Origin of the sequence: Myroides sp. A21, assembly GCF_000807225.1 — a bacterium.
GTDB lineage: Bacteria > Bacteroidota > Bacteroidia > Flavobacteriales > Flavobacteriaceae > Flavobacterium > Flavobacterium odoratimimum.
Map to the genome: position 1 here is coordinate 2,112,282 of NZ_CP010327.1, position 19,777 is coordinate 2,132,058.

Consider the following 19,777-nt stretch of genomic DNA (forward strand, 5'->3'; position numbering starts at 1 on the left):
CCTTATTGTTTAGTTGATTTTTCTTCCTCTAATCTATTTTGTTCATAGCTTTCTGCCAGTCGTTTCTCTATAATCGGAACGATAAGCGTCTTACGAGGATTCTGTTTAACAAAAGGGAATAACTCAAGGTCGTGACTCATCACATCTTGAGGATTAGGATACTTATTAGTACCTAATAGGACTTCTTTACCATTGTTGAAAAGCTCTTGTTCTTTTTGAGCACTTTCATTTATTTTTTTCTGGATTGTCCCTTCGATTAGAGAAGTGATTAATCCATCTGCTTTTTCTATTGATTTAAACAGCTCTAATGCTTTCTCAGCTAGTTGAGCAGTAAGTGATTCGATATAGTATGCCCCTTCAGCAGGATTGTCCACTGCATCGAAATAACTTTCTTTTTTTAAGATTAAGAGTTGGTTACGAGATATACGATCACCGAATTCATTCTCTTTGTGATAGATAGCATCATAAGCTAAGTTACTAACTAAGTCAGCACCTCCTAATACAGCACTCATACACTCCGTAGTAGTACGTAGCATATTCACATTATAGTCATATAATGTTTTGTTTCGTTTAGTAGGGATAGCGATGATGTGTATCTTCGTATCTGTGTTGTATTCTTTAGTTACTAGCTCTGCTAGTAAGCGAAGTGCACGTAGTTTTGCTATTTCGAAGAAATAGTTAGTCCCTACAGCCGTTTCTATATAAATAGGAGTATTCTTTAACTTTATTCTGTTTAGGTACTCATTTAGATGAGCTAGTGCGTATGCTAACTGCTGTGTCATATTAGCACCAGCATTTTGGTACACAGTAGCATCTACATGAATAGCTACATTATTAGCTATACCTACACACTCATTTAGATTACTTAGGTCGCTGTTCAGGTTAGTGTACCAGTTACCATCAGTTGTTAGTTGGTGTATAGGGTCTAATAAGATTGTTATCTTATATCCATTGCTAGTAGCATAGGTAGATAACTTTCTAGTATATGCAGTATCTAGGAAGTTAAATACGAAGAAGTATTGGTGCGTTTTTGGTAGTGCAGTTAATAATTCTGTAGCATCTATAGAAGGATTGTCTATCGTGAAGTAGATCACTTCAGCTCCTCTATTAAGTGTATCAAGCGTCTTTGCTATCGATCTCTCAATATCAAAAACGTATACCCTCTGTACAATGTTAAAATGAGAGGTACTAGTCTGTACAGGAATCGGACGGTGATCAGCATCATTGTGATAGAATGGCTTTACCTTAATTCCCTCTAAACTTTCCCAAACAAGTGTTTCATTGTAGTCAGCGCCTTTTAACTCAAACTGTATTTGGTTTTTCCACGCCTTAGAAGAAACTTTTTCAAATTCTTCGAATAATTGGTTAGTCATAATTTTTGGTTGGTAGTGAAACTTATTGTGCAGACAGTGTGTCAAACTCTATAATAAAGACATCTTCATTCTCCCGCTTCATATAATAATTTTCACGAGCATATTTTTCTGTAGCGTCTCCACTTTTTAGACCTTTGATAGCCTGTCTATCTTTTGCTATTTCGTTTTCGAAGTACTTCTTATTGTCCTCCAGCTTGTTAATCTCTTGATCTATAACCCGCTGTTCTAATAAAGAAGAACTGTCAAAAAATATTATCCAAATTACAAATAAAAGACCTACTAAAAAAAAAGGATTTTTTAGTAGGCTTACATATTTATAATTTTTTAGGGTCTCAACTATTTTCATAGCCTAAAGATAGTAAATTAACCGATTTTTTCATTAATAACTGTACGAACAATATCGATAGCAACAGTATTATAGGTATCATTAGGGATAATGATGTCTGCGAATGCCTTAGAAGGCTCGATAAACTGGTCGTGCATCGGCTTTAAAGTTGTTTGATATCTGTTTACCACTTCCATCATATCTCTACCTCTATCAGCTATATCTCTCTTTAATCTTCTAATCAGACGCTCATCAGAATCTGCGTGAACGAATATCTTAATGTCACACATATCGCGTAGCTCTGGATGACATAGAATAAGAATACCTTCTACGATCATTACTTTACGAGGGTGAGTTAAGATATAATCATCAGTACGATTGTGTTTCACGAACGAGTAAACAGGTTGGTTAATACTGTTTCCTTCTTTTAATTCTTTTAGGTGTTTTACCAATAATTCAAAGTCAATTGAACGAGGGTGGTCAAAGTTAATTAACGTTCTTTCTTCTAACGAAAGATTATCAGTCGCCTTGTAGTATGAATCCTGTGATATAACTCCAACTTCGGTTTCCGGTAGTTCATTTATAATTTGTTGAACTACTGTAGTTTTACCACTTCCAGTACCTCCTGCAATTCCTATAATAAGCATGTTATAATATATTTTTAGCAAAAGTATAAATTAATAATCTTGCATAGAAACATTTTTTATCGATTCACTGTTTTTTGGCTTTTATTATCAAAAGTTTAATAAGCTTCTCTGTGCTGATTCAGACTACTTATATTGATCTGTTTTCTAAAAAAAAGATATTGTTTTTTTATTTTCACCTCCTTTTTTAGCTTTAAAATCTTCTTTTTATAGAATGTATACTCTCTTTTTTTTCTATAAAGTAGTTTTTAGCGGTCAATATGATTGTTTTTCAAAATAAAGGATATACTTTTTTTTAAGTATATTTTTTGTTAATTGATTGATTTGTAGTTGTTTGGTTTGTTTTTGTGTTTTTTTACTGTATTGATTATATGTTGCTTAACCCTTGTAAAATATAGGATTGTATAGAGATTGCTCGACAATACATGGACAATAAGCCGAGTTTAGTGGAGCTGAGGTGTTGTTTGTCGAAGGAGTGATCTTTTAATATCCTAGTATTCTCCTCTAAGGATTATATAAAGGATACGAAATGGAAAATAGAAGTAATTATAAGGTAGTATAGTAATGTCATTAAGGATAGGGATAGAAAAAAAGAAAAATAGATCAGAAGGGGAGTCAGCGTGTATGCTGATGTTAGTAATAATAGGAGGATACTGGTAGTACTTCCATATTAGAATTAATTGGACAATAAGTGGTTAGTATTGGATAAAATACTGATTTAACTAGCTGTTTATATTGAATCTAAATAAAAAAGTTATATTTGTGTGATTTAAAGAAATAGAACCAAAGAATAAAACAACAATATGGCAAAGAAAGGTAACATACAGCGCAAAGTATTTACATTAAAGAATAGAGAGTATATCACGCCACATTATATACGTATTACATTAAGTGGTAATGATGTAGCAGATTTTAAGAATACAACGATAGGGGTAAATAATAAGATATTTATCGCTCCAGAAGGATGTGCTGAGGTACACTTACCAGAGTTTGACTTCGAGAAAGGGGCATGGAAGCCTCAAGAGGAATCAATCAAACCTTATGTACGTACTTATACACATAGAGGGATAGATTTAGAAAAGAATGAGTTATACATTGATTTCGTAGCACATGGTGATGAAGGGCCAGCTTCTAACTGGGCTATTAATGCAGAGATCGGTGATCCGCTAGGTGTAGCTATGGGATGTGATCCTAGTGAGTTATATCCTGAGGCAGCATGGTATATACTAGTAGGAGATGGTACAGCTATACCAGTATTAGGAGCTATATTAGAGTCTCTACCTGTAGATGCTAGAGTGAATGCTGTGATAGAAGTAGAAAGTGCAGAGGATATACAAGAACTACCTACTCATGCAGAGTCTAAAATCGAATGGCTGATCAACCCTACTTCTGGGCAAAATTCTGAACTGGCGAAGAAAGCAAAAGAAATCATAGCAGAGCACAGTGATGAGATGTCTAAGTTCGGATATGTAGCGGCTGAGTTTGATACAGTAAAAGAATTGAGAAACTACCTTCGAAAAGAATTAAACTGGACTAAGGATGAGTTATACGCTTATTCTTATTGGAAGTTTGGTAAGGCAGAGTCTGCTTCTGAAGCGGACCGTAGAGCTGAAAAAGCGAGCTTAGAATAATCAATTTTTGATAGAAATACTTCATCTTTGTTGTCTTAAAAAATAGAATGATGAAAAGAAGTGTTGTGGTAATATTACTTTCTTTATTAGGTGTGTGTTTCTCACAGTGTAAGGATAGTAAAGAAGTAGAGCAGACTATAGAAGTGCCTACTCCATCAGAACAAAGTAGTATAACTCCTACTGAAGAAGGAGTAGAGGAGAAAGAGGTGCTATATGGTACTTATGCAGGAAAGTTTCCTTGGACTGAGGAAGGAGAAGATATGGAGGTACTCCAAGTATCTGCTCAGATCAAAGAAGGTAATAAGTATGTGTATAGAGTCATTAGCTCCACAGGTACACATCATGAAGAGGGAGAGTGGGAGCTAGAGCAAGATAGACTGTACCTGAGAGAAGATGAGTATAGTGCTGCACATGCTTTCTTAGTAAAAGAAGGCAAATTATACTTTCTAGATAGTGAAGGAGATGTGGTGAATGAGCATGAATCTGGAGATTATATATTAGTGAAGAAATAAAATAGTTTTCCATAAATTGAACAAGAAGAGATGATACGATATTATTGTATTGTCTCTTTTTTTTGTTTTAAAGAGGATACTACTTTATTAACTAAGAATAAGGTTATTCTTTTTAGTTATCTCTTATATGAGAATAGAGAAGAGATATTGTGGTAAGATTTTCTAAAACAGAGGTGATTAAGCTTTACAGTTTATTTAAAAAAGTTGTTTTAAAGTGTTGGTTATTAAATAAAGTGTTTATATTTGTCCCAAATCAATGAAGAAAATGTTTATATCAATTATAAAGAAGGGAAAGAAACAGTACTTACGTCCGACGTCGTGAGCAGCTTTCCTATGGATATGAACTAAAGATATACTAAAGGGGCTTGTCATCACGACAAGCCCCTTTTTTTGGTTTATGGTCAGAGGGTATTACAGAATAGTATAGTTTTTGATCTGAGTAAAGAGAATACATTTAATAACAAATTAATTTTATATGAAAGTTTTAAAATTTGGAGGTACTTCAGTAGGAAGCCCAGAAAGGATGCAACAGTTGTTGCCGATTATTCATTCGCAGCAAAGCGATCGTCATTTAGTAGTCTTATCTGCTGTGTCAGGTACTACTAATGCCTTAGTAGGAATAGCAGAAGCGTATACTAATGGCAAAAAGGAGGATGCAAAGAAACAAATCGATAACCTATATGCTACTTATAAAACTTTCATAAAGCAATTATTTAAAACAGAGGAGGGTCTGCGGATGGCGACAGAAGTAATAGATCACCACTTTAATTTGTTAGAGTCTTTTAGCAATGATCTATTTACTGCGATAGAAGAAAGAATAGCATTAGCACAAGGAGAGTTACTATCTACTACGCTATTTCACTTTTACTTAAAAGAGATTGGGGTAAGCTCTGTATTACTTCCAGCACTTGATTTTATGCGTATCGATGAAGAACAAGAACCTAATCTTGACTATATCCGTACTCAAGCAAGTGCTCTATTAGCACAGTATCCTAAAGATACCTTATTTATTACACAAGGGTATATCTGTCGCAATGCTTTTGGTGAAATAGACAACCTTAGAAGAGGTGGGTCTGATTATACAGCTTCTCTAATAGGAGCAGTGTTACAAGCAGAAGAGATACAGATCTGGACAGATATAGACGGATTCCATAATAACGATCCTCGTTATGTATCGAATACCAAGCCTATTGCTAATCTGAGCTTTGATGAGGCAGCAGAGTTGGCTTATTTTGGGGCAAAGATTCTACACCCACAGAGTGTATTCCCTGCGAAGAGATTTAATGTACCTGTACGATTATTAGATACGATGGAGTTAAGTGCACCAGGTACTTTAATCTCAGATAACTGCCAGAATGATGATCAGATCGTGGCGATAGCGGCTAAGGATGGTATTACGGCTATACGTATTCACTCTTCGCGTATGTTATTAGCATACGGTTTTTTAAGACGAGTATTCGAAGTATTCGAACGATATAAAACGCCGATAGATATGATCACTACTTCTGAGGTAGCTGTATCACTAACCATAGATAATACGCAGTATCTAAAAGAGATTATAGAAGAGCTAAACTTCTTCGGTCATGTAGAGGTAGATACAGATCAGGCTATCATCTGTATCGTAGGAGATTTTAGAAATAATAAATTAGGGCATGCTACTATCGTCTCTGAAGCAGTGAAGCACTTGCCTATCCGTATGATATCGTATGGTGGAAGTGAGCATAATATATCTATTTTAGTTCCAGCTAGTCAGAAGTTAGAAGCATTGAGATCATTACACAGTAGATTATTTTAAACAAGGAATAGGATGACAAGAGAGATAATACAAGAATTAGAAGGAGTAGAGACTCCTTTATATTACTACGATTTACCACTTTTAAGAGAAACACTATCTGTCGCTAAGAGTGCAGCAGATCGTTTTGGTTATCATATTCACTATGCTATAAAGGCTAATAATAATCCGCGTATCTTAAGAGAGATTAGTGCTCACGGCTTCGGTGCAGACTGTGTGAGTGGGCTAGAGATAGAGCGCTCTATAGCAGAAGGCTTCTCTCCATCAGATATCGTGTTCGCAGGAGTAGGTAAGACAGATAGAGAGATATTAATCGGGTTAGAGAATCAGATTATGTCGTTTAATATAGAGTCTGTACAAGAGCTACAAGTGATAGGTGATTTGGCTACTAAGCATCAGCTAAAAGGGCGTATCGCCTTGCGTATAAACCCTAATGTTGATGCAAAGACGCATCACTATATCACTACGGGATTAGATGAGAATAAGTTTGGTATCATGATGCATGAGTTAATGAACTGTATCGAGATCATCAATAAGAATGAATATTTAGAATTAATAGGATTGCACTTCCACGTGGGATCGCAGATCACGGACCTGAATGTGTTCAAACGTCTATGTCTAAAAGTAAATGAATGGAATACTTGGTTCTATGAGAGAGGACATGATGTACCTGTGTTAAACTTAGGTGGAGGATTAGGGATTAATTATAGCGAACCTGATGAAGAAGCTATTGTTAACTTTTCTAATTTCTTCTATTTGTTCCACGAGTTTCTAGACGTGAGACCACATCAACAAATTCACTTTGAACTAGGGCGTTCTATCATTGCGAATAGTGGGACTCTGATCAGTAGAGTGTTATATATAAAGGAAGGACTGAAGAAGAACTTTGCTATTCTAGATGCAGGTATGACAGAGTTATTAAGACCTGCCTTATACCAAGCGTATCACAAGGTAGAATTACTATCTGATAAATATGCGGATGAGGTGACTAACGAAACAGAAGTGAAGTATGATGTAGTAGGGCCGATCTGTGAGAGTAGTGACTGTTTTGGCAAAGATGTTTTACTTCCAAAATTAAAAAGAGGAGACCTAATCGCTATTCGTTCTGCAGGAGCTTATGGAGAGGTGATGTCATCGCGTTATAACTTGAGACAAGAGTTAGAATATTTTTTCAAAGAATAACATTAAAATAGTTTCATATTAAGAATAGTTTGTTAAATTTGAGTTCGAACAATAGAAAGTTATAAATTTAAAAAAGAGTAATAATGACATTAGGAGACATTGATGTAGCAGGAGAAATAATTGATTTAAATTTTCAATTATTAAGAACACAGATTTTATTAGAAGAAGTTTTAAAGCACAATGCAGAAACAATGAAATTGCCTTCACCAGAAGCAATGAATGAAATCAATGAGTTCGCTTTGAAATCTATTCAACAAAAATTCCCAAATATGAATATTGGAAGAAAAGAAGATGAGCCTCAAGCAGAGCAAGCTGAATAAGCTAAATAATACAAAAAAAGTCATACTACTAGTATGACTTTTTTATTATAGTTAATTGAGGTAATGTATGTCTATATATTATAAGCAGTAATCAGCTCCCCAGTCTTGGTGACCTCTGTCTTTCCAGCATTGGTAACTTTCTTTAATACCAAGTACTCTAAAAGTGTCTTTTTTCTTCTCCACAGTCATGATTACTTTCAAAGCTTTTAACGAATCATCATTGATCCCATCTTCTAATAAAGAAAGGGTAAATTTATTAGGATCTGTTGTCGTTGCTTTCGTGATGATATAAGTGTAATTGCCTTCTGCAGCCATATCTTCTGGTGCATATTCTTGCATGATCTTTTCGATAGAGTTTAAATTCTGCTCTATAATAGTCTTATTCAGAGTGTTGATTTCACTCTGTTCGATTATTCTAAACTCTCTATCTTCTGCTGTCATAGAAGTCAATAAATTCGGTTGATCTACAGGAGCATTGCCTGCAGTAGCACTATTATTTCCACAACCCATAGAAATGAAAGCAAAAATAAAACCTACTACAACGATAATCTTTTTCATACTTATTTAATTTTAGCTTTGAATTATGTTTCAAAAGTAAACAATAAGAACTTAAAGTTTGGTTATAGTAGGTTTGATAAATTACTAAATAATAGTTAATTATTTAGAGGTTGTATTTTTGATAATAATAAATTATTGACATTTTTTTTATTATATTCCTATTTCGAACTGTAGTCTAAAATACCAATTGTTCTTCGTAGGACCTTGGTAGAACTTCTGTTTATCATACGTTAACTCAGCTTGTAACTTAAAAGTATGTTCCCAAAGGTATTTGTTGGCTCCTAGTGAAAACTGTGTTGTATTTGGTAAATTGAAGTCTGTGTTTTTGTGTAATTGGTCTTTCATAGTTTGAGTAGATACTCGTCCTATGATCTCATAGTTACTAGGGAAGATATAACTTAGCTGGTAGTCCATTCCTTGACCGGCAAAGATGTAGTTATATCCATCTGTAGGATCTTCAAGATTGTTTAATGACAATGCATCGTCTAAGGTTCTGTTCATATAAGATACCATACCAGCCCATCCATTATATTTAACGATACCGTCTAGCATTAATGAGTTGAATGACTTTGCTTCTCCTAGTTTATTCCCTGTTTGTCCTTGTGATTTCATTGCATTATTATTGCGATGGAAGGTACCTGATAACATTAATTTAGGAGTTGCTTCTCTAGCTAAGTCACCTTCAAAGAATGCACCATTCTTAGAGAAACTACCTAAAGGGAATAATTCTACTCTACCTGTTAATGCATAACTATCGCTTTCGCTCCCTGAGAAGTTACGACCTCTACCTGTAGATACGGCAGTCTTAATATTATATCCGAATTCATTCTTCTTCTCACGTAAGTAATAGGCTTGTATACCGAAATCACGATCGATGTTGAACTTAGAGTTGTTAATAGAACGATCTGTTAACTGTAGTGCTCCTGAAGAGTTAATACGCTGTCTGTTACCAGGTAGTTTAGTCTGTCCGAAGATAAAGTTCCAGTTTTCGTTAGGACGATATGTTAAGGCAGCATCACGGATGATATTAATAGGTTCATTCTCTTTGGTTGTCCCTAAATCTTTAGGAGCGAATGAAAGCTGAATTACATATAAGAACTTAGGGCTACCTACGAAACCGTCAAGTCTTAGACGCAATCTCCTGATTTCTCCTTCATAGGTGTTTTTCTCACCATCGTTTTCATTGAAGGTTAATCTGTTCTGCATTCTGAATCGGATATTTAACTGGAAGATACTGTCTGCAGAAGTCATTCCTAGTCCTTTACCATAACTATAGTATGGTAGTTGTTCTAATTTTAATTCATTACTAGTGGTTTCATGCTTAATTTCCTGTGCCATTGTCAGCATTGGACAAAGCAAAAAAAGACATTGTAAAAGCTTTTTCATAGTGTGTTGTATTTATTTGTGCAAAAATAACATTAGTTTTGCAATAGGAATACTTATGTTGTTACTTCAATGTAAAGATAGTGTTACCAAAAGGTTAAGGAAACAGATTTAATAAGAAATTATGGTGTATATAGGTTATCATTTTAATGTAGAACCAAGAGAACTTGGTACAGAAATACTGATTGCGGAGTTAGGAGAAAAGGCATTTGAGAGTTTTGAAGAGACAGCAACAGGTGTTAGTGCTTATGTTCAAAAAGATTTGTGGACAGAGGATATTTTAGAAGATGTTTTTATTTTACAGTCAGAACAGTTTACAATTACTTATAGAAAAGAGGAAATAGCTCAAGTAAACTGGAATGAGGAGTGGGAAAAGAACTTTGACCCAATCGATGTAGATGGTATATGTTATGTAAGAGCTCCATTTCATGAGAAAACAAGTGCTCAGTATGATATCGTTATAGAACCAAAGATGAGCTTCGGTACAGGACATCACGAGACTACCTTTATGATGATTCGCCAGATCTTGAATAACGATATGCAAGATAAGGTAGTGCTAGATATGGGATGTGGTACAGCTATCTTAGCGATATTAGCTGCTATGCGCGGAGCTAAGCACGTAGATGCTATCGATATCGATAACTGGTGTTATCTTAACTCTATAGAGAATGCAGAGAGAAATAACTGTGCTAACGTAGAGGTATTCGAAGGAGATGCTTCTATAATTAGTAAAGAGCCTAAGTACAATGTAATCTTAGCTAATATTAACAGAAACATCCTATTAAATGATATGGATAAGTATATCGCTAGTTTGTATAAAGGAGGTGAGATTTACTTCAGTGGATTTTATACAGAAGATATTACAGCGATTAAAAATTGTGCAGAAAAGATTGGTTTAGTTTTTGAAAGTTCTTTAGAAAAGAATAATTGGGTATCTTTGAAGTTTATAAAAGGATAAAATTTCATTACTATATAATATATTATGAGTACACAAGAGCAAATTCAGGAAAATGTAGATGTATCTGAATTACTGAATGGAAACAGTGAAATTGTTTTGTATAATGACGATGTAAATACTTTTGATCATGTCATCGATACGCTTATTCGCGTGTGTGATCATACATCTGAACAAGCAGAACAATGTGCTGTATTAGTACATTATACAGGTAAATGTACGGTTAAAACTGGGGAGTTTAAGAAACTTAAGTCTCAGTGTTTACAATTATTAGATGCAGGTTTAAGTGCTGAAATTATCTAATAATTATAAGGTATAGAAGTGTAACAGGACTGAGGTACTGTAGAAAATATAAAAAGGCTACTCATATCATATGAGTAGCCTTTTTTGTGATTATTTCTCTCTAAATTTTATGCCAATGAAAGTTCGAGTAGGGTTGCCCCTTTCTACTTTCGTTTGGTTTAGCCACGTATTCTTTTCTTCTAGTTTGACTTCATTTAATGCCATATACTGAAGTTTACCTAGTATTCTTTCGGTGGCTAATTTTTTGTTTTGGTGCTGAGATCTACTATCCATTGCTAGTACAGTAATGCCTGTAGGCAGATGAGTAGCTCTTACAGCCGAGCTAACTTTATTGACATTCTGTCCGCCAGCTCCAGAACTGCGTACAGCTTGGTATTGAATATCACGGTCAAGAATCGCAGGATCACTTGCTTTAGTGCTTTCAAAAATACCGATGTACCAATTCTTCCTTTTGTGTTTAGGTCTAAAGGGACTTTCGCAAATCCACTGTATTGTACCTAACCAAGTTCTCAAAAAAGTATCAACTTCTTTAGACGTTTCGACGATTTGGATAAAGACCGACGCGCCATGTGCGTCGGCTTCATCCTGTATTGGATCAACTTTAATATTGGATTTGACTGCGTCGTCTATAAAAAGTTGTGCGATCTTCTTAACGGCAAAATCACACTCTTGGGGACCTCTACCTGATGTAATCTGAATAACTGTTGCCATAATTACTTATCCATTCTTACAAATTTAGGGGTAAAGCTTCCCAATACTTTTACTAATTCGCTTTGAGCTTGCATCACTGCATTGATGTCTTTATAAGCCATTGGGGCTTCATCTACGCTACCTCCGATAAGTTGAACACCTGTAGAGCTTAGCTCTTTCTTAATCTCACTCTTGGTAAACTTCTGTTTACATGCCGCGCGTGAGTGTAGGCGTCCTGCTCCATGAGAGGCAGAATTTAAGCTCTCTGCATTTCCCAGACCTTCGACTATATAGCCATTAGTAGTCATCGATCCCGGGACTATTCCTAATTGTCCTTCTGCAGCAGGAGTAGCTCCTTTGCGGTGAACAATTAATTCTTTGTTATTAATCACTTCTTTCCAAGCGAAGTTATGATGGTTTTCGATAGTGAAAGCTATCTGCTTACCTAATGCTTTAGCAATGCGACGGTGTATATCATCGTGACATGCCTTTGCGTAATCTCCTGCAAGATTCATGGCTAACCAATACTCTTGCCCATCATGTGTGTTGAGGTCTAACCAAGCTAAATGTTGTGCATTGCTTGGTAGAGGGCATTGTTTAGCTGCTAAATACGTATAGTGCTTAGCGATATTAGCTCCAAGACCTCTCGATCCACTATGTGAAAGAACTGCGATATATTCTCCAGGTTCTAATCTCCACTCAGGTTTAGTCTCCGTTAATCGAACGATACCAAACTCTACGAAGTGGTTACCACTACCTGATGTTCCTAATTGTTTGTATGCTTTATCTAATAAGCCTTTTACAAAAGGAATGTTTTTAAACTCTTCTCTACTGAATACTTCATGATCAGCTTTGACTTTATGTGTGTCATACATACCGAACTTGGTGTGTTCTGATAATATGTTTAACAACATATGGTCTTTTCCTTTTAGGAAGCTGGCAGGTAGATTAAAGACTGACATACTCATACGACATCCTATATCTACACCTACTCCATAAGGAATAACAGCATTGTCAGTAGCTAACACTCCTCCGATAGGTAAACCATATCCGTAATGAGCGTCAGGCATTAATGCCCCCTGTACTGCCACAGGTAATTTTAAAGCAGTGAACAGTTGGTATTTCGTCTGTTCGTCTATAGCGTCTTCTCCATAGATAGAGAATGGTACTCTATTGGTATTCAGTTGATGCTTTTTGACTTCTACTTGTTTTATCATACTCTCTGCTACTTTGCCCCAGATACCGTCTCCTATGTAAGAATCAGGATTCTTTAGTACAAGCTTAGCTTCTTCAAGTATGTTGTTTTTATTCTCTTTTTTCTTATATCTATTTACTTGCCCTAAGGCGATGTTTATTGTATTGTTTTGAGGAAAGCCTATTTTAATAAAGTCTCTCCCAGAAAGTTTCCTTCCCATGATGTAAAATTTAAATTGACTAAATGCTCAATTGTTAGTTCACAATTGATCTGTTTTTTACTGATGATCTTTAGCATCTATCAGTCAATTCGGGTTTTAATGACGTTAAGGGTCCGGAATAAACACAAAAAAGCCCGAATTTAAATCTTCGGGCTTTTCATTTATATATAAAATTAGATATTCTAAATAAAAGTAGCACGAAGATACACCCCAGCAATCCCTGCTGATGCGAATGATGTAGAAGTATAATTTAGTACAAACATTTTCTCTTCGTTTTTAATTGTTAAACTTTATTTTCAGTGCAAAGATTGTATAAAAGATTTGAATTATGCAAGGGAAAAGAGAAAAATATTTTGTAAATAAAATATTTATAAGGTATTTAGATACTAATATCCTAAACTTGGGAGGGAGCAGCTGATACTGTGTTTTTTGTGTAAATGGTTTTAAGATAGGTTGTTAATTTAGTTTATTTTGAAAAGTATCAATCAAGATCAGCAGCGATTACTTTGAATTTTATAAAAGCAGGAGAAGGAATAGATCAGTTCTATCCTCACTTAATAATTAATAGAGGACTTAAGAATACAAAGGATCCTAAGACAGTAAAATAGTCTATTCTATAAGAAATTAAAAAACGCTTAAAATTAATAGTATAGTTTTATTTAAGACAGCAATAAGTCACTATGATTTATTGCTGTTTTTTTATGGTCATATTTTATCAGTGATTTAAAAGTTTACCTTTGTGTATCACAAAAAAAATAAAACAAATGAAAAAGATTTATTTATTCCTTCTAGGATTGAGCTTATCACTTCAGTCATGTGTGACGAAGGAAGAAATGTACGTAAAAGATAACGGGGCGGTAGATTACACCTTTAAGATGGACTTTAAAGAGTTGTTACAAAATGTGCCTGATAAGAATGCTATTTTTAAAGGAGATGCCGAGAAGTTAGAATTGATTAGCGGACAGGAATTAAGCATAGATCAGATACTTGATTTCGCTATGTTAAAAGAAAAGAATGGAGAGCAGAAGAAAGATAGTATTATTAAAGCAAACAAAGAGTTATTTGACAATACTAAGAATGTACGCTTTATGATTAATATGAAAGACTCTTTAGCTGATTTTAATTTAAAAGTAATTGCAAAAGATATGGCAGACTTGAATCAATCACTTATAAATATCAATAAGATAACAGATAAAACAAGTGAGCTAGATAAGAAGCAAAATGGAAAGAAACAACCACCTTTATTAGTTGAGAGTCAATATAGTCTAGACAGCAAACAATTCGAAAGAAAGGTTAGTGTAAAAGATACTGAAGAAGCTAAGAAAGCGAATGAGATGGGAGGAATGGAAGCGATGTTTACTTATGTTCTAAAAACAAGTTTTGACAAGAAAATTAAGTCTGTATCTTATGAAGATGCCGTAATCAGTAAAGATGGTAAATCTTTTGAAAAGAGATTCTCTATGTCTGATATTATAGCTAATCCTAAAGTGTTAGAATATAAAGTGGAGTTCAAATAAGAGCATAAAGATTCTATTTTGAACATCTAAAAATAAAAAGAGGAATTTACACTTAGTAAATTCCTCTTTTTTTGTATTATAATTTATTCATATTTCCAGCTAAAGCTTCAATGAATTTACCGATAGGTCCTTTTACCATCATCGCCATCATTGGGTTAAAGCTACCTTCGAATTGAAGTTGTATCTCAGAGTTATTAGCATCTACTTCAGTAATATTTCCAGTTAATGTAAAAGGAAGTTTATCACTAGCAGCACCTAAAACAACTTTAGAGTGAGGAGTTTGATCTTTTTGTTTTAATTTAATCTCTGGCATTCCTTTTAATGCAAAGATAAAAGAATCATCTCCTGTAACTTCAAACTTAGCAATTGACTCAGGCATTAGTTTTTCAAAGTTCTTAACGTCTGTCAAAGCGTTGAAGATATATTCTGCTGATTTAGCAACAGTTACTTTTTGACTTTCTAAATTCATATATTCTAGTATTTAGGATATTATTATTGATTCCATTCAGCAGGGTTCTTTCTCCACTCTTGTAGTGTGTCTAGATCACTATCTGAAATATATTTTTGGTTTACTGCATTTTCTAATAAAGAAGAGTAGTTACTTAGTGTAGTTAGTTCTATTCCTGCATTTTTGAAGTTGTCTTCAGCTACTTGGAATTCATAAGTAAAGATAGCAGCCATACCTAGGATATTAGCTCCGTTCTCTTTTAGTGCGTCAACGGCTTGTAAGCTACTTTTACCAGTACTGATAAGATCTTCGATAACAATAACTGATTTACCAGCTTCTAATTGTCCTTCGATTTGATTTTGTCTTCCGTGTTTTTTAGGTTCAGGACGTACATATACAAAAGGCAGTTCTAAAGCTTCTGCTACTAGAAGGCCTATACCGATAGCTCCTGTAGCTACTCCTGCGATTACATCTGGTTTGCCATATTTAGCTACGATGTTCTCAGCAAATTCTTTTTGTAAGAACTTTCTAATCTCTGGATAAGACAATGTGATACGGTTATCGCAATAAATAGGTGATTTCCATCCTGAAGCCCAAGTAAAAGGATTTTTAGGATTTAATTTAATTGCGTTAATTTGCAGAAGTGACTCGGCAGTTTTGTGTGCTGTTTCTTTATTAAAAATCATAATACAAATGTATAAAGTTTTTGTAAACGACAAACCATTGTTCTTAACAGATAAAATCGAGAAAGAAACCGATTTTCAACTGTTCTTATTAGATAGTGTCGATATTGACAAAATTATCATTAAATATTTTCAAAATAAAATTGAGAAGGCTTTTTTATATCATCCAGATGAAAAAGAGATCTTAAAGAAGATAAAAGAAAAGATACCAGTACAGAAAGCAGGAGGTGGAGTTGTGTTTAATCCAAAGGGAGAAATTCTTTTTATTCTTAGAGGTGGTAAGTGGGACTTACCTAAAGGAGGAATTGAGAAAGGAGAAGAAATGGAGGAAACAGCTATACGAGAGGTAGAGGAAGAAACAGGTGTGTCTAAACTTAAGATAGTGCGTAAATTGCCTAAAACGTATCATATCTTTAAAAGAAATGGTAAGTATAGATTGAAAATTACTACTTGGTATAAAATGACTTCTACTTTTGACGGACCATTAGTAGGTCAGATAGAAGAAGATATAGAACAAGTAGCATGGTTAAATAAAGAACAAATCCGAGAGGCAATGAATAACTCTTATGAGAATATTAAGTTGCTTATAGATGAACTAGGAATATTAAAAGATGAATAATTTAAAAAGCCTATCTAAATCGATTTAGATAGGCTTTTTTAGATTCTATATTGGATTAGAATTTTACAGTAGGAGGGACTAGTTTAGAATAGTCTCCTTTATTACGGATAACATCTCTCACTATACTAGAGCTAATAAATGAAGTACTCGCTGCTGTTAGTAAAAAGACAGTTTCTATTTTTGTCAAGAAACGGTTTGTATGTGCAATTGCTTTTTCAAACTCGAAGTCAGCTGGGTTTCTTAGTCCTCTAAGAATGAACTGTGCTCCTACTTTAAAACAGAAATCAGTAGTTAATCCTTCGTAAGTAGCTACTTTAATTTTAGGCTCATCTTTAAATGTCTCTTCTATAAAGCGCTTTCTGTCTTCTAGTGAAAACATATATTTTTTATCTGAGTTTACTCCGATAGCAACAATAATCTCATCAAATAGAGGTAATGCTCTTTGGATAATATCGTAATGGCCATTTGTAATAGGGTCAAAAGAACCTGGTAAAACTGCTCTTCTCATGGTATCTAAAATTAATTTGCTTTCTGCAAAGCTAAAACAATTGCATTGTCAAACAAGTCAGCTAGGGCAATATTAGCCGCTTTTGCTTGTTGTGGTAGAATACTTTCGTTCGTTAAACCTGGTACAGTATTCATTTCTAATAAAAATGGAACTCCATCCACTATGATGAATTCACTGCGAGAGAAGCCTTGCATATTTAAAATTGTATAGACTCTACTAGCTATATCTGCTACTTTATCTTTAACTTTATCATCTATTCTAGCAGGAGTTATCTCTTGAGATTTACCTAAGTATTTTGCTTCGTAGTCAAAGAAATCGTTTTCAGAAACTATCTCTGTCATAGGTAGTACTTTTATCTCTCCTTGATAGTCAATAACCCCAACAGATACCTCAGTACCATTTAAAAAACTTTCGATTATAATCTCGTTATCTTCTTTATAAGCTACGTCTATGGCAGTAAGTAATTCCTCTGTTGTTTTTGCTTTAGAGATACCAAAGCTAGAACCAGATCTATTTGGTTTCACAAAACAAGGCAACCCAACACGTTGAATAATTTCTTCAGTATTGATAACATCTCCTTCATTTAGATAATAAGAGATAGCTGTTTTAATACCAAACGGTTTTAATACCGAAAGCATATCTCTTTTATTCATCGTTAAAGCAGCTTGGTAATAGTCACATGAGGTATGAGGCATTCCGATAAGAGAGAAATAAGCTTGCATTAATCCATCTTCTCCAGGAGTACCGTGTATAGCGTTAAATACAACATCAAAAGTGATTTTATTTCCTTTATAGTTTACCGAAAAGTCATTTTTATCAATAGGGAATTCATCATTGTTATCATCTACATATACCCATTTGTTTTCAAATATATGTACTGGGTAAGGAATATACTTAGATCGGTCTAGTGTATCGCATACCACTTTACCACTTGTCAATGAGATTTTGTATTCACTAGAATATCCCCCCATAATTACTGCTACGTGCTTCATATAGAGCTAAATTTTAATACATTAGTATGAATTACTAGTTTGTATTTGTTCAAAACAAATTTATAATAAAACATAGAAACAAAAAATGTTTTCGATTTTATATCTTTGCTCAAAATAAGTAGATATGAAATTAATGGATTTTCTAAAAAGTAGAGCCTTTTTTATTTCCTTAGCGAGTGCAGTCGTAATCGTTATACTAGGTGTGTTCTTAGCGCTTAAGTGGTTGGCACATACGACTAATCATGGAGAAAAGATAGAAGTACCAAGTTTAATTAAGTTAGATACCGACCAGGCATTACAACTGTTAGAGAAAAACGAGTTGAACATGGTCGTATTAGATACACTTGATTATGATAAAGATTTCCCTCCGTTAAGTATTGTAGAGCAGGACCCTGCTCCGAAGACGGGTGTGAAAACGAATAGAAAGATATATGTGAAGATTAATGCATCGGGTTATGGTAATGTAAAATTGCCAAAGCTTGAAGAATTAACTTACCGTCAGGCCTTAGCGACTATTAAGTCATTAGGTTTAAAAGAAGGAACGATTACATACCAGACTTTCATTGGAAAGGATGTTGTGCTTAAAGTTTATCAAAAAGGTAAAGTCTTAAATGAAGGGGACAAAATAGCAAAAGACTCTAGAATTGACTTTGTTTTAGGAGATGGTAGAGCGGGTTACTCAGAAGAAGAGCTTGACGTAGCGCCAGCTATCGAAGATGCGAATGGCAATTCTAGTAATTCTAGTGAATTTGATTTTTAAAAGATTTAAATAAGATTAATGCAAGAAGATAATGTAGAAATGTTCGATGACTTAGAAGGTGAGTTATTTGAGCATTATAGATTTGAAGCAGGGAAAGGACAAGCTCCTTTAAGAGTGGATAAGTTTTTAATGAACTTAGTAGAGAATGCTACACGTAATAAAATACAACAAGCAGCTACTAATGGAAATATATTCGTGAATGATATACCTGTAAAATCAAATCACAAAGTAAAAGCTAATGATGTGGTGCGTGTGTTGATGAAACAACCACCATTCGAAAATATCATTATACCAGAGAATATTCCTCTTGATATAGTATATGAAGATGATTCATTATTAGTAGTGAATAAACCAGCAGGACTAGTAGTACACCCAGGACATGGTAACTATACAGGAACTCTAGTAAATGCTTTAGCATATCACTTTGAGAATTTACCCCTAAATAGTAGTGAAAGACCAGGATTGGTCCACCGTATTGATAAAGATACTAGTGGTCTGTTAGTAGTAGCAAAGACAGAATGGGCAATGACCGAACTGCAAAAGCAATTTGCAGAAAAGACATCTGAGCGTGAGTATGTCGCTATGGTATGGGGGAATGTAGAAGAAGATGAAGGTACGATAGAGAGCTATATCGGCCGTCACGTCAAAGATAGAATGCAGATGGCTGCCTTTGATGATGAGAGTATGGGGAAATGGGCTGTGACGCATTATAAAGTACTTGAGCGCTTAGGATATGTTACTTTAGTATCTTGTCGTCTAGAGACAGGTCGTACGCATCAGATACGTGTTCACATGAAACATATTGGACATACGCTGTTTAACGATGAACGTTATGGAGGTAACTTAATTCTTAAGGGAACGACATTTACCAAATATAAACAGTTCGTAGATAATTGTTTTGCTGTTTTACCTAGACAAGCTCTACATGCTAAAACACTAGGATTTACACATCCTATAACTAAAGAAAGAATGAGGTTTGACTCTGAGATACCTACAGATATGGTAGAATGTATTGAAAAATGGAGAACATACGCACAAGCTTCTAATTTTGGAAATAAAGTAGATGGATTATAGTTAATTTAAGATATCAAAGCCTCATTGTTAGATGAGGCTTTTTTTATTTGCTTTATTTTATTTGCTATAAAATATCATTTAAAAAAGAAGGAA

The 19,777-nt window shown here is 34.4% G+C and carries 22 protein-coding genes; 11 read left to right on the forward strand and 11 right to left on the reverse strand.

Features of this window, described 5'->3' with window-relative positions; translation table 11 throughout:
• Positions 1 to 2: 2 nt before the first annotated feature.
• Genes MYRA21_RS09595 through udk form a run of 3 tightly spaced genes read right to left on the reverse strand, consistent with a single transcriptional unit; the run spans position 3 to position 2,345 of the window.
• The gene (locus MYRA21_RS09595; RefSeq protein ID WP_006260607.1) at positions 3 to 1,373 is read right to left on the reverse strand and encodes a methylmalonyl-CoA mutase subunit beta; all 1,371 of its coding nucleotides are present in this window, start codon (positions 1,371 to 1,373) and stop codon (positions 3 to 5) included.
• 22 nt (positions 1,374 to 1,395) lie between these two features.
• Positions 1,396 to 1,719, reverse strand: a complete 324-nt coding sequence (locus MYRA21_RS09600) for a septum formation initiator family protein (RefSeq protein ID WP_006257148.1) — start codon at positions 1,717 to 1,719, stop codon at positions 1,396 to 1,398.
• Between the two features lie 17 nt (positions 1,720 to 1,736).
• Positions 1,737 to 2,345 carry a uridine kinase gene (gene udk, locus MYRA21_RS09605; protein WP_006257147.1) on the reverse strand — a complete coding sequence of 203 codons (609 nt, stop codon included), beginning with the start codon at positions 2,343 to 2,345 and terminating at the stop codon, positions 1,737 to 1,739.
• Between the two features lie 800 nt (positions 2,346 to 3,145).
• On the opposite strand from udk, the gene MYRA21_RS09610 reads away from it, so the two are divergent.
• The 5 genes from MYRA21_RS09610 (at position 3,146) to MYRA21_RS09630 (ending at position 7,779) form a co-directional block, all read left to right on the forward strand.
• Positions 3,146 to 3,973 (forward strand): siderophore-interacting protein, encoded by an 828-nt coding sequence (locus MYRA21_RS09610; RefSeq protein ID WP_006260609.1) that lies wholly within the window; start codon positions 3,146 to 3,148, stop codon positions 3,971 to 3,973.
• A 50-nt stretch (positions 3,974 to 4,023) separates the two neighbouring features.
• Positions 4,024 to 4,485 carry a hypothetical protein gene (locus MYRA21_RS09615; RefSeq protein ID WP_006260610.1) on the forward strand — a complete coding sequence of 154 codons (462 nt, stop codon included), beginning with the start codon at positions 4,024 to 4,026 and terminating at the stop codon, positions 4,483 to 4,485.
• Between the two features lie 475 nt (positions 4,486 to 4,960).
• Entirely contained in the window at positions 4,961 to 6,280 is a 1,320-nt protein-coding gene (locus MYRA21_RS09620; RefSeq protein ID WP_039328918.1) for an aspartate kinase, read from the forward strand.
• A gap of 12 nt (positions 6,281 to 6,292) precedes the next feature.
• Positions 6,293 to 7,459: a diaminopimelate decarboxylase gene (gene lysA, locus MYRA21_RS09625; RefSeq protein WP_006260612.1), complete on the forward strand. Its 1,167-nt coding sequence runs from the start codon at positions 6,293 to 6,295 to the stop codon at positions 7,457 to 7,459.
• An 83-nt stretch (positions 7,460 to 7,542) separates the two neighbouring features.
• Positions 7,543 to 7,779: a hypothetical protein gene (locus MYRA21_RS09630; RefSeq protein WP_006257142.1), complete on the forward strand. Its 237-nt coding sequence runs from the start codon at positions 7,543 to 7,545 to the stop codon at positions 7,777 to 7,779.
• Between the two features lie 78 nt (positions 7,780 to 7,857).
• Here MYRA21_RS09630 and MYRA21_RS09635 read toward each other — a convergent pair whose 3' ends face one another.
• Both MYRA21_RS09635 and MYRA21_RS09640 read right to left on the reverse strand, forming a co-directional pair.
• Positions 7,858 to 8,337, reverse strand: coding sequence for a hypothetical protein (locus tag MYRA21_RS09635; protein WP_006257141.1), 480 nt, complete (start codon positions 8,335 to 8,337; stop codon positions 7,858 to 7,860).
• Positions 8,338 to 8,487: 150 nt separating this feature from the next.
• Positions 8,488 to 9,723, reverse strand: coding sequence for a porin (locus tag MYRA21_RS09640; RefSeq protein ID WP_006260613.1), 1,236 nt, complete (start codon positions 9,721 to 9,723; stop codon positions 8,488 to 8,490).
• Between the two features lie 121 nt (positions 9,724 to 9,844).
• Here MYRA21_RS09640 and prmA point away from each other — a divergent pair, with 121 nt between their 5' ends.
• Positions 9,845 to 10,678, forward strand: a complete 834-nt coding sequence (prmA, locus tag MYRA21_RS09645; protein WP_006260614.1) for a 50S ribosomal protein L11 methyltransferase — start codon at positions 9,845 to 9,847, stop codon at positions 10,676 to 10,678.
• 24 nt (positions 10,679 to 10,702) lie between these two features.
• Positions 10,703 to 10,978 carry an ATP-dependent Clp protease adaptor ClpS gene (locus MYRA21_RS09650; RefSeq protein ID WP_006257138.1) on the forward strand — a complete coding sequence of 92 codons (276 nt, stop codon included), beginning with the start codon at positions 10,703 to 10,705 and terminating at the stop codon, positions 10,976 to 10,978.
• Between the two features lie 90 nt (positions 10,979 to 11,068).
• Here the strand turns inward: MYRA21_RS09650 and prfH are convergent, their stop codons facing one another.
• Both prfH and MYRA21_RS09660 read right to left on the reverse strand, forming a co-directional pair.
• Positions 11,069 to 11,689 (reverse strand): peptide chain release factor H, encoded by a 621-nt coding sequence (prfH, locus tag MYRA21_RS09655; protein WP_006260615.1) that lies wholly within the window; start codon positions 11,687 to 11,689, stop codon positions 11,069 to 11,071.
• Between the two features lie 2 nt (positions 11,690 to 11,691).
• Positions 11,692 to 13,083 carry an RtcB family protein gene (locus tag MYRA21_RS09660; RefSeq protein WP_006260616.1) on the reverse strand — a complete coding sequence of 464 codons (1,392 nt, stop codon included), beginning with the start codon at positions 13,081 to 13,083 and terminating at the stop codon, positions 11,692 to 11,694.
• 764 nt (positions 13,084 to 13,847) lie between these two features.
• On the opposite strand from MYRA21_RS09660, the gene MYRA21_RS09665 reads away from it, so the two are divergent.
• Positions 13,848 to 14,600: a hypothetical protein gene (locus MYRA21_RS09665; RefSeq protein ID WP_006260617.1), complete on the forward strand. Its 753-nt coding sequence runs from the start codon at positions 13,848 to 13,850 to the stop codon at positions 14,598 to 14,600.
• Positions 14,601 to 14,676: 76 nt separating this feature from the next.
• On the opposite strand, the gene MYRA21_RS09670 is transcribed toward MYRA21_RS09665, so the two are convergent.
• Entirely contained in the window at positions 14,677 to 15,069 is a 393-nt protein-coding gene (locus MYRA21_RS09670) for a hypothetical protein (protein WP_006257134.1), read from the reverse strand.
• Positions 15,070 to 15,092: 23 nt separating this feature from the next.
• Complete coding sequence (gene pyrE / locus MYRA21_RS09675; RefSeq protein WP_006257133.1) at positions 15,093 to 15,734, reverse strand: orotate phosphoribosyltransferase; 642 nt, start codon at positions 15,732 to 15,734, stop codon at positions 15,093 to 15,095.
• Between the two features lie 7 nt (positions 15,735 to 15,741).
• Here pyrE and MYRA21_RS09680 point away from each other — a divergent pair, with 7 nt between their 5' ends.
• Positions 15,742 to 16,350 carry an NUDIX hydrolase gene (locus tag MYRA21_RS09680; protein WP_006257132.1) on the forward strand — a complete coding sequence of 203 codons (609 nt, stop codon included), beginning with the start codon at positions 15,742 to 15,744 and terminating at the stop codon, positions 16,348 to 16,350.
• Between the two features lie 55 nt (positions 16,351 to 16,405).
• Here the strand turns inward: MYRA21_RS09680 and coaD are convergent, their stop codons facing one another.
• Complete coding sequence (coaD, locus tag MYRA21_RS09685) at positions 16,406 to 16,858, reverse strand: pantetheine-phosphate adenylyltransferase (protein ID WP_006260618.1); 453 nt, start codon at positions 16,856 to 16,858, stop codon at positions 16,406 to 16,408.
• Between the two features lie 11 nt (positions 16,859 to 16,869).
• The gene (locus MYRA21_RS09690; protein ID WP_006260619.1) at positions 16,870 to 17,850 is read right to left on the reverse strand and encodes a D-alanine--D-alanine ligase; all 981 of its coding nucleotides are present in this window, start codon (positions 17,848 to 17,850) and stop codon (positions 16,870 to 16,872) included.
• Between the two features lie 124 nt (positions 17,851 to 17,974).
• Between MYRA21_RS09690 and MYRA21_RS09695 the strand changes: the two genes are divergently transcribed.
• Positions 17,975 to 18,610: a PASTA domain-containing protein gene (locus MYRA21_RS09695; protein WP_006260620.1), complete on the forward strand. Its 636-nt coding sequence runs from the start codon at positions 17,975 to 17,977 to the stop codon at positions 18,608 to 18,610.
• A gap of 18 nt (positions 18,611 to 18,628) precedes the next feature.
• The gene (locus MYRA21_RS09700; protein WP_006257128.1) at positions 18,629 to 19,684 is read left to right on the forward strand and encodes an RluA family pseudouridine synthase; all 1,056 of its coding nucleotides are present in this window, start codon (positions 18,629 to 18,631) and stop codon (positions 19,682 to 19,684) included.
• Positions 19,685 to 19,777 lie beyond the last annotated feature (93 nt).

Excerpts from the sequence above, each read along its gene's own strand:
- MYRA21_RS09595 (WP_006260607.1), bottom strand. The coding sequence starts at position 1,373 with ATGACTAACCAATTATTCGAAGAATTTGAAAAAGTTTCTTCTAAGGCG.
- MYRA21_RS09600 (WP_006257148.1), bottom strand. The coding sequence starts at position 1,719 with ATGAAAATAGTTGAGACCCTAAAAAATTATAAATATGTAAGCCTACTA.
- udk (WP_006257147.1), bottom strand. The coding sequence starts at position 2,345 with ATGCTTATTATAGGAATTGCAGGAGGTACTGGAAGTGGTAAAACTACA.
- MYRA21_RS09610 (WP_006260609.1), top strand. The coding sequence starts at position 3,146 with ATGGCAAAGAAAGGTAACATACAGCGCAAAGTATTTACATTAAAGAAT.
- MYRA21_RS09615 (WP_006260610.1), top strand. The coding sequence starts at position 4,024 with ATGAAAAGAAGTGTTGTGGTAATATTACTTTCTTTATTAGGTGTGTGT.
- MYRA21_RS09620 (WP_039328918.1), top strand. The coding sequence starts at position 4,961 with ATGAAAGTTTTAAAATTTGGAGGTACTTCAGTAGGAAGCCCAGAAAGG.
- lysA (WP_006260612.1), top strand. The coding sequence starts at position 6,293 with ATGACAAGAGAGATAATACAAGAATTAGAAGGAGTAGAGACTCCTTTA.
- MYRA21_RS09630 (WP_006257142.1), top strand. The coding sequence starts at position 7,543 with ATGACATTAGGAGACATTGATGTAGCAGGAGAAATAATTGATTTAAAT.
- MYRA21_RS09635 (WP_006257141.1), bottom strand. The coding sequence starts at position 8,337 with ATGAAAAAGATTATCGTTGTAGTAGGTTTTATTTTTGCTTTCATTTCT.
- MYRA21_RS09640 (WP_006260613.1), bottom strand. The coding sequence starts at position 9,723 with ATGAAAAAGCTTTTACAATGTCTTTTTTTGCTTTGTCCAATGCTGACA.
- prmA (WP_006260614.1), top strand. The coding sequence starts at position 9,845 with ATGGTGTATATAGGTTATCATTTTAATGTAGAACCAAGAGAACTTGGT.
- MYRA21_RS09650 (WP_006257138.1), top strand. The coding sequence starts at position 10,703 with ATGAGTACACAAGAGCAAATTCAGGAAAATGTAGATGTATCTGAATTA.
- prfH (WP_006260615.1), bottom strand. The coding sequence starts at position 11,689 with ATGGCAACAGTTATTCAGATTACATCAGGTAGAGGTCCCCAAGAGTGT.
- MYRA21_RS09660 (WP_006260616.1), bottom strand. The coding sequence starts at position 13,083 with ATGGGAAGGAAACTTTCTGGGAGAGACTTTATTAAAATAGGCTTTCCT.
- MYRA21_RS09665 (WP_006260617.1), top strand. The coding sequence starts at position 13,848 with ATGAAAAAGATTTATTTATTCCTTCTAGGATTGAGCTTATCACTTCAG.
- MYRA21_RS09670 (WP_006257134.1), bottom strand. The coding sequence starts at position 15,069 with ATGAATTTAGAAAGTCAAAAAGTAACTGTTGCTAAATCAGCAGAATAT.
- pyrE (WP_006257133.1), bottom strand. The coding sequence starts at position 15,734 with ATGATTTTTAATAAAGAAACAGCACACAAAACTGCCGAGTCACTTCTG.
- MYRA21_RS09680 (WP_006257132.1), top strand. The coding sequence starts at position 15,742 with ATGTATAAAGTTTTTGTAAACGACAAACCATTGTTCTTAACAGATAAA.
- coaD (WP_006260618.1), bottom strand. The coding sequence starts at position 16,858 with ATGAGAAGAGCAGTTTTACCAGGTTCTTTTGACCCTATTACAAATGGC.
- MYRA21_RS09690 (WP_006260619.1), bottom strand. The coding sequence starts at position 17,850 with ATGAAGCACGTAGCAGTAATTATGGGGGGATATTCTAGTGAATACAAA.
- MYRA21_RS09695 (WP_006260620.1), top strand. The coding sequence starts at position 17,975 with ATGAAATTAATGGATTTTCTAAAAAGTAGAGCCTTTTTTATTTCCTTA.
- MYRA21_RS09700 (WP_006257128.1), top strand. The coding sequence starts at position 18,629 with ATGCAAGAAGATAATGTAGAAATGTTCGATGACTTAGAAGGTGAGTTA.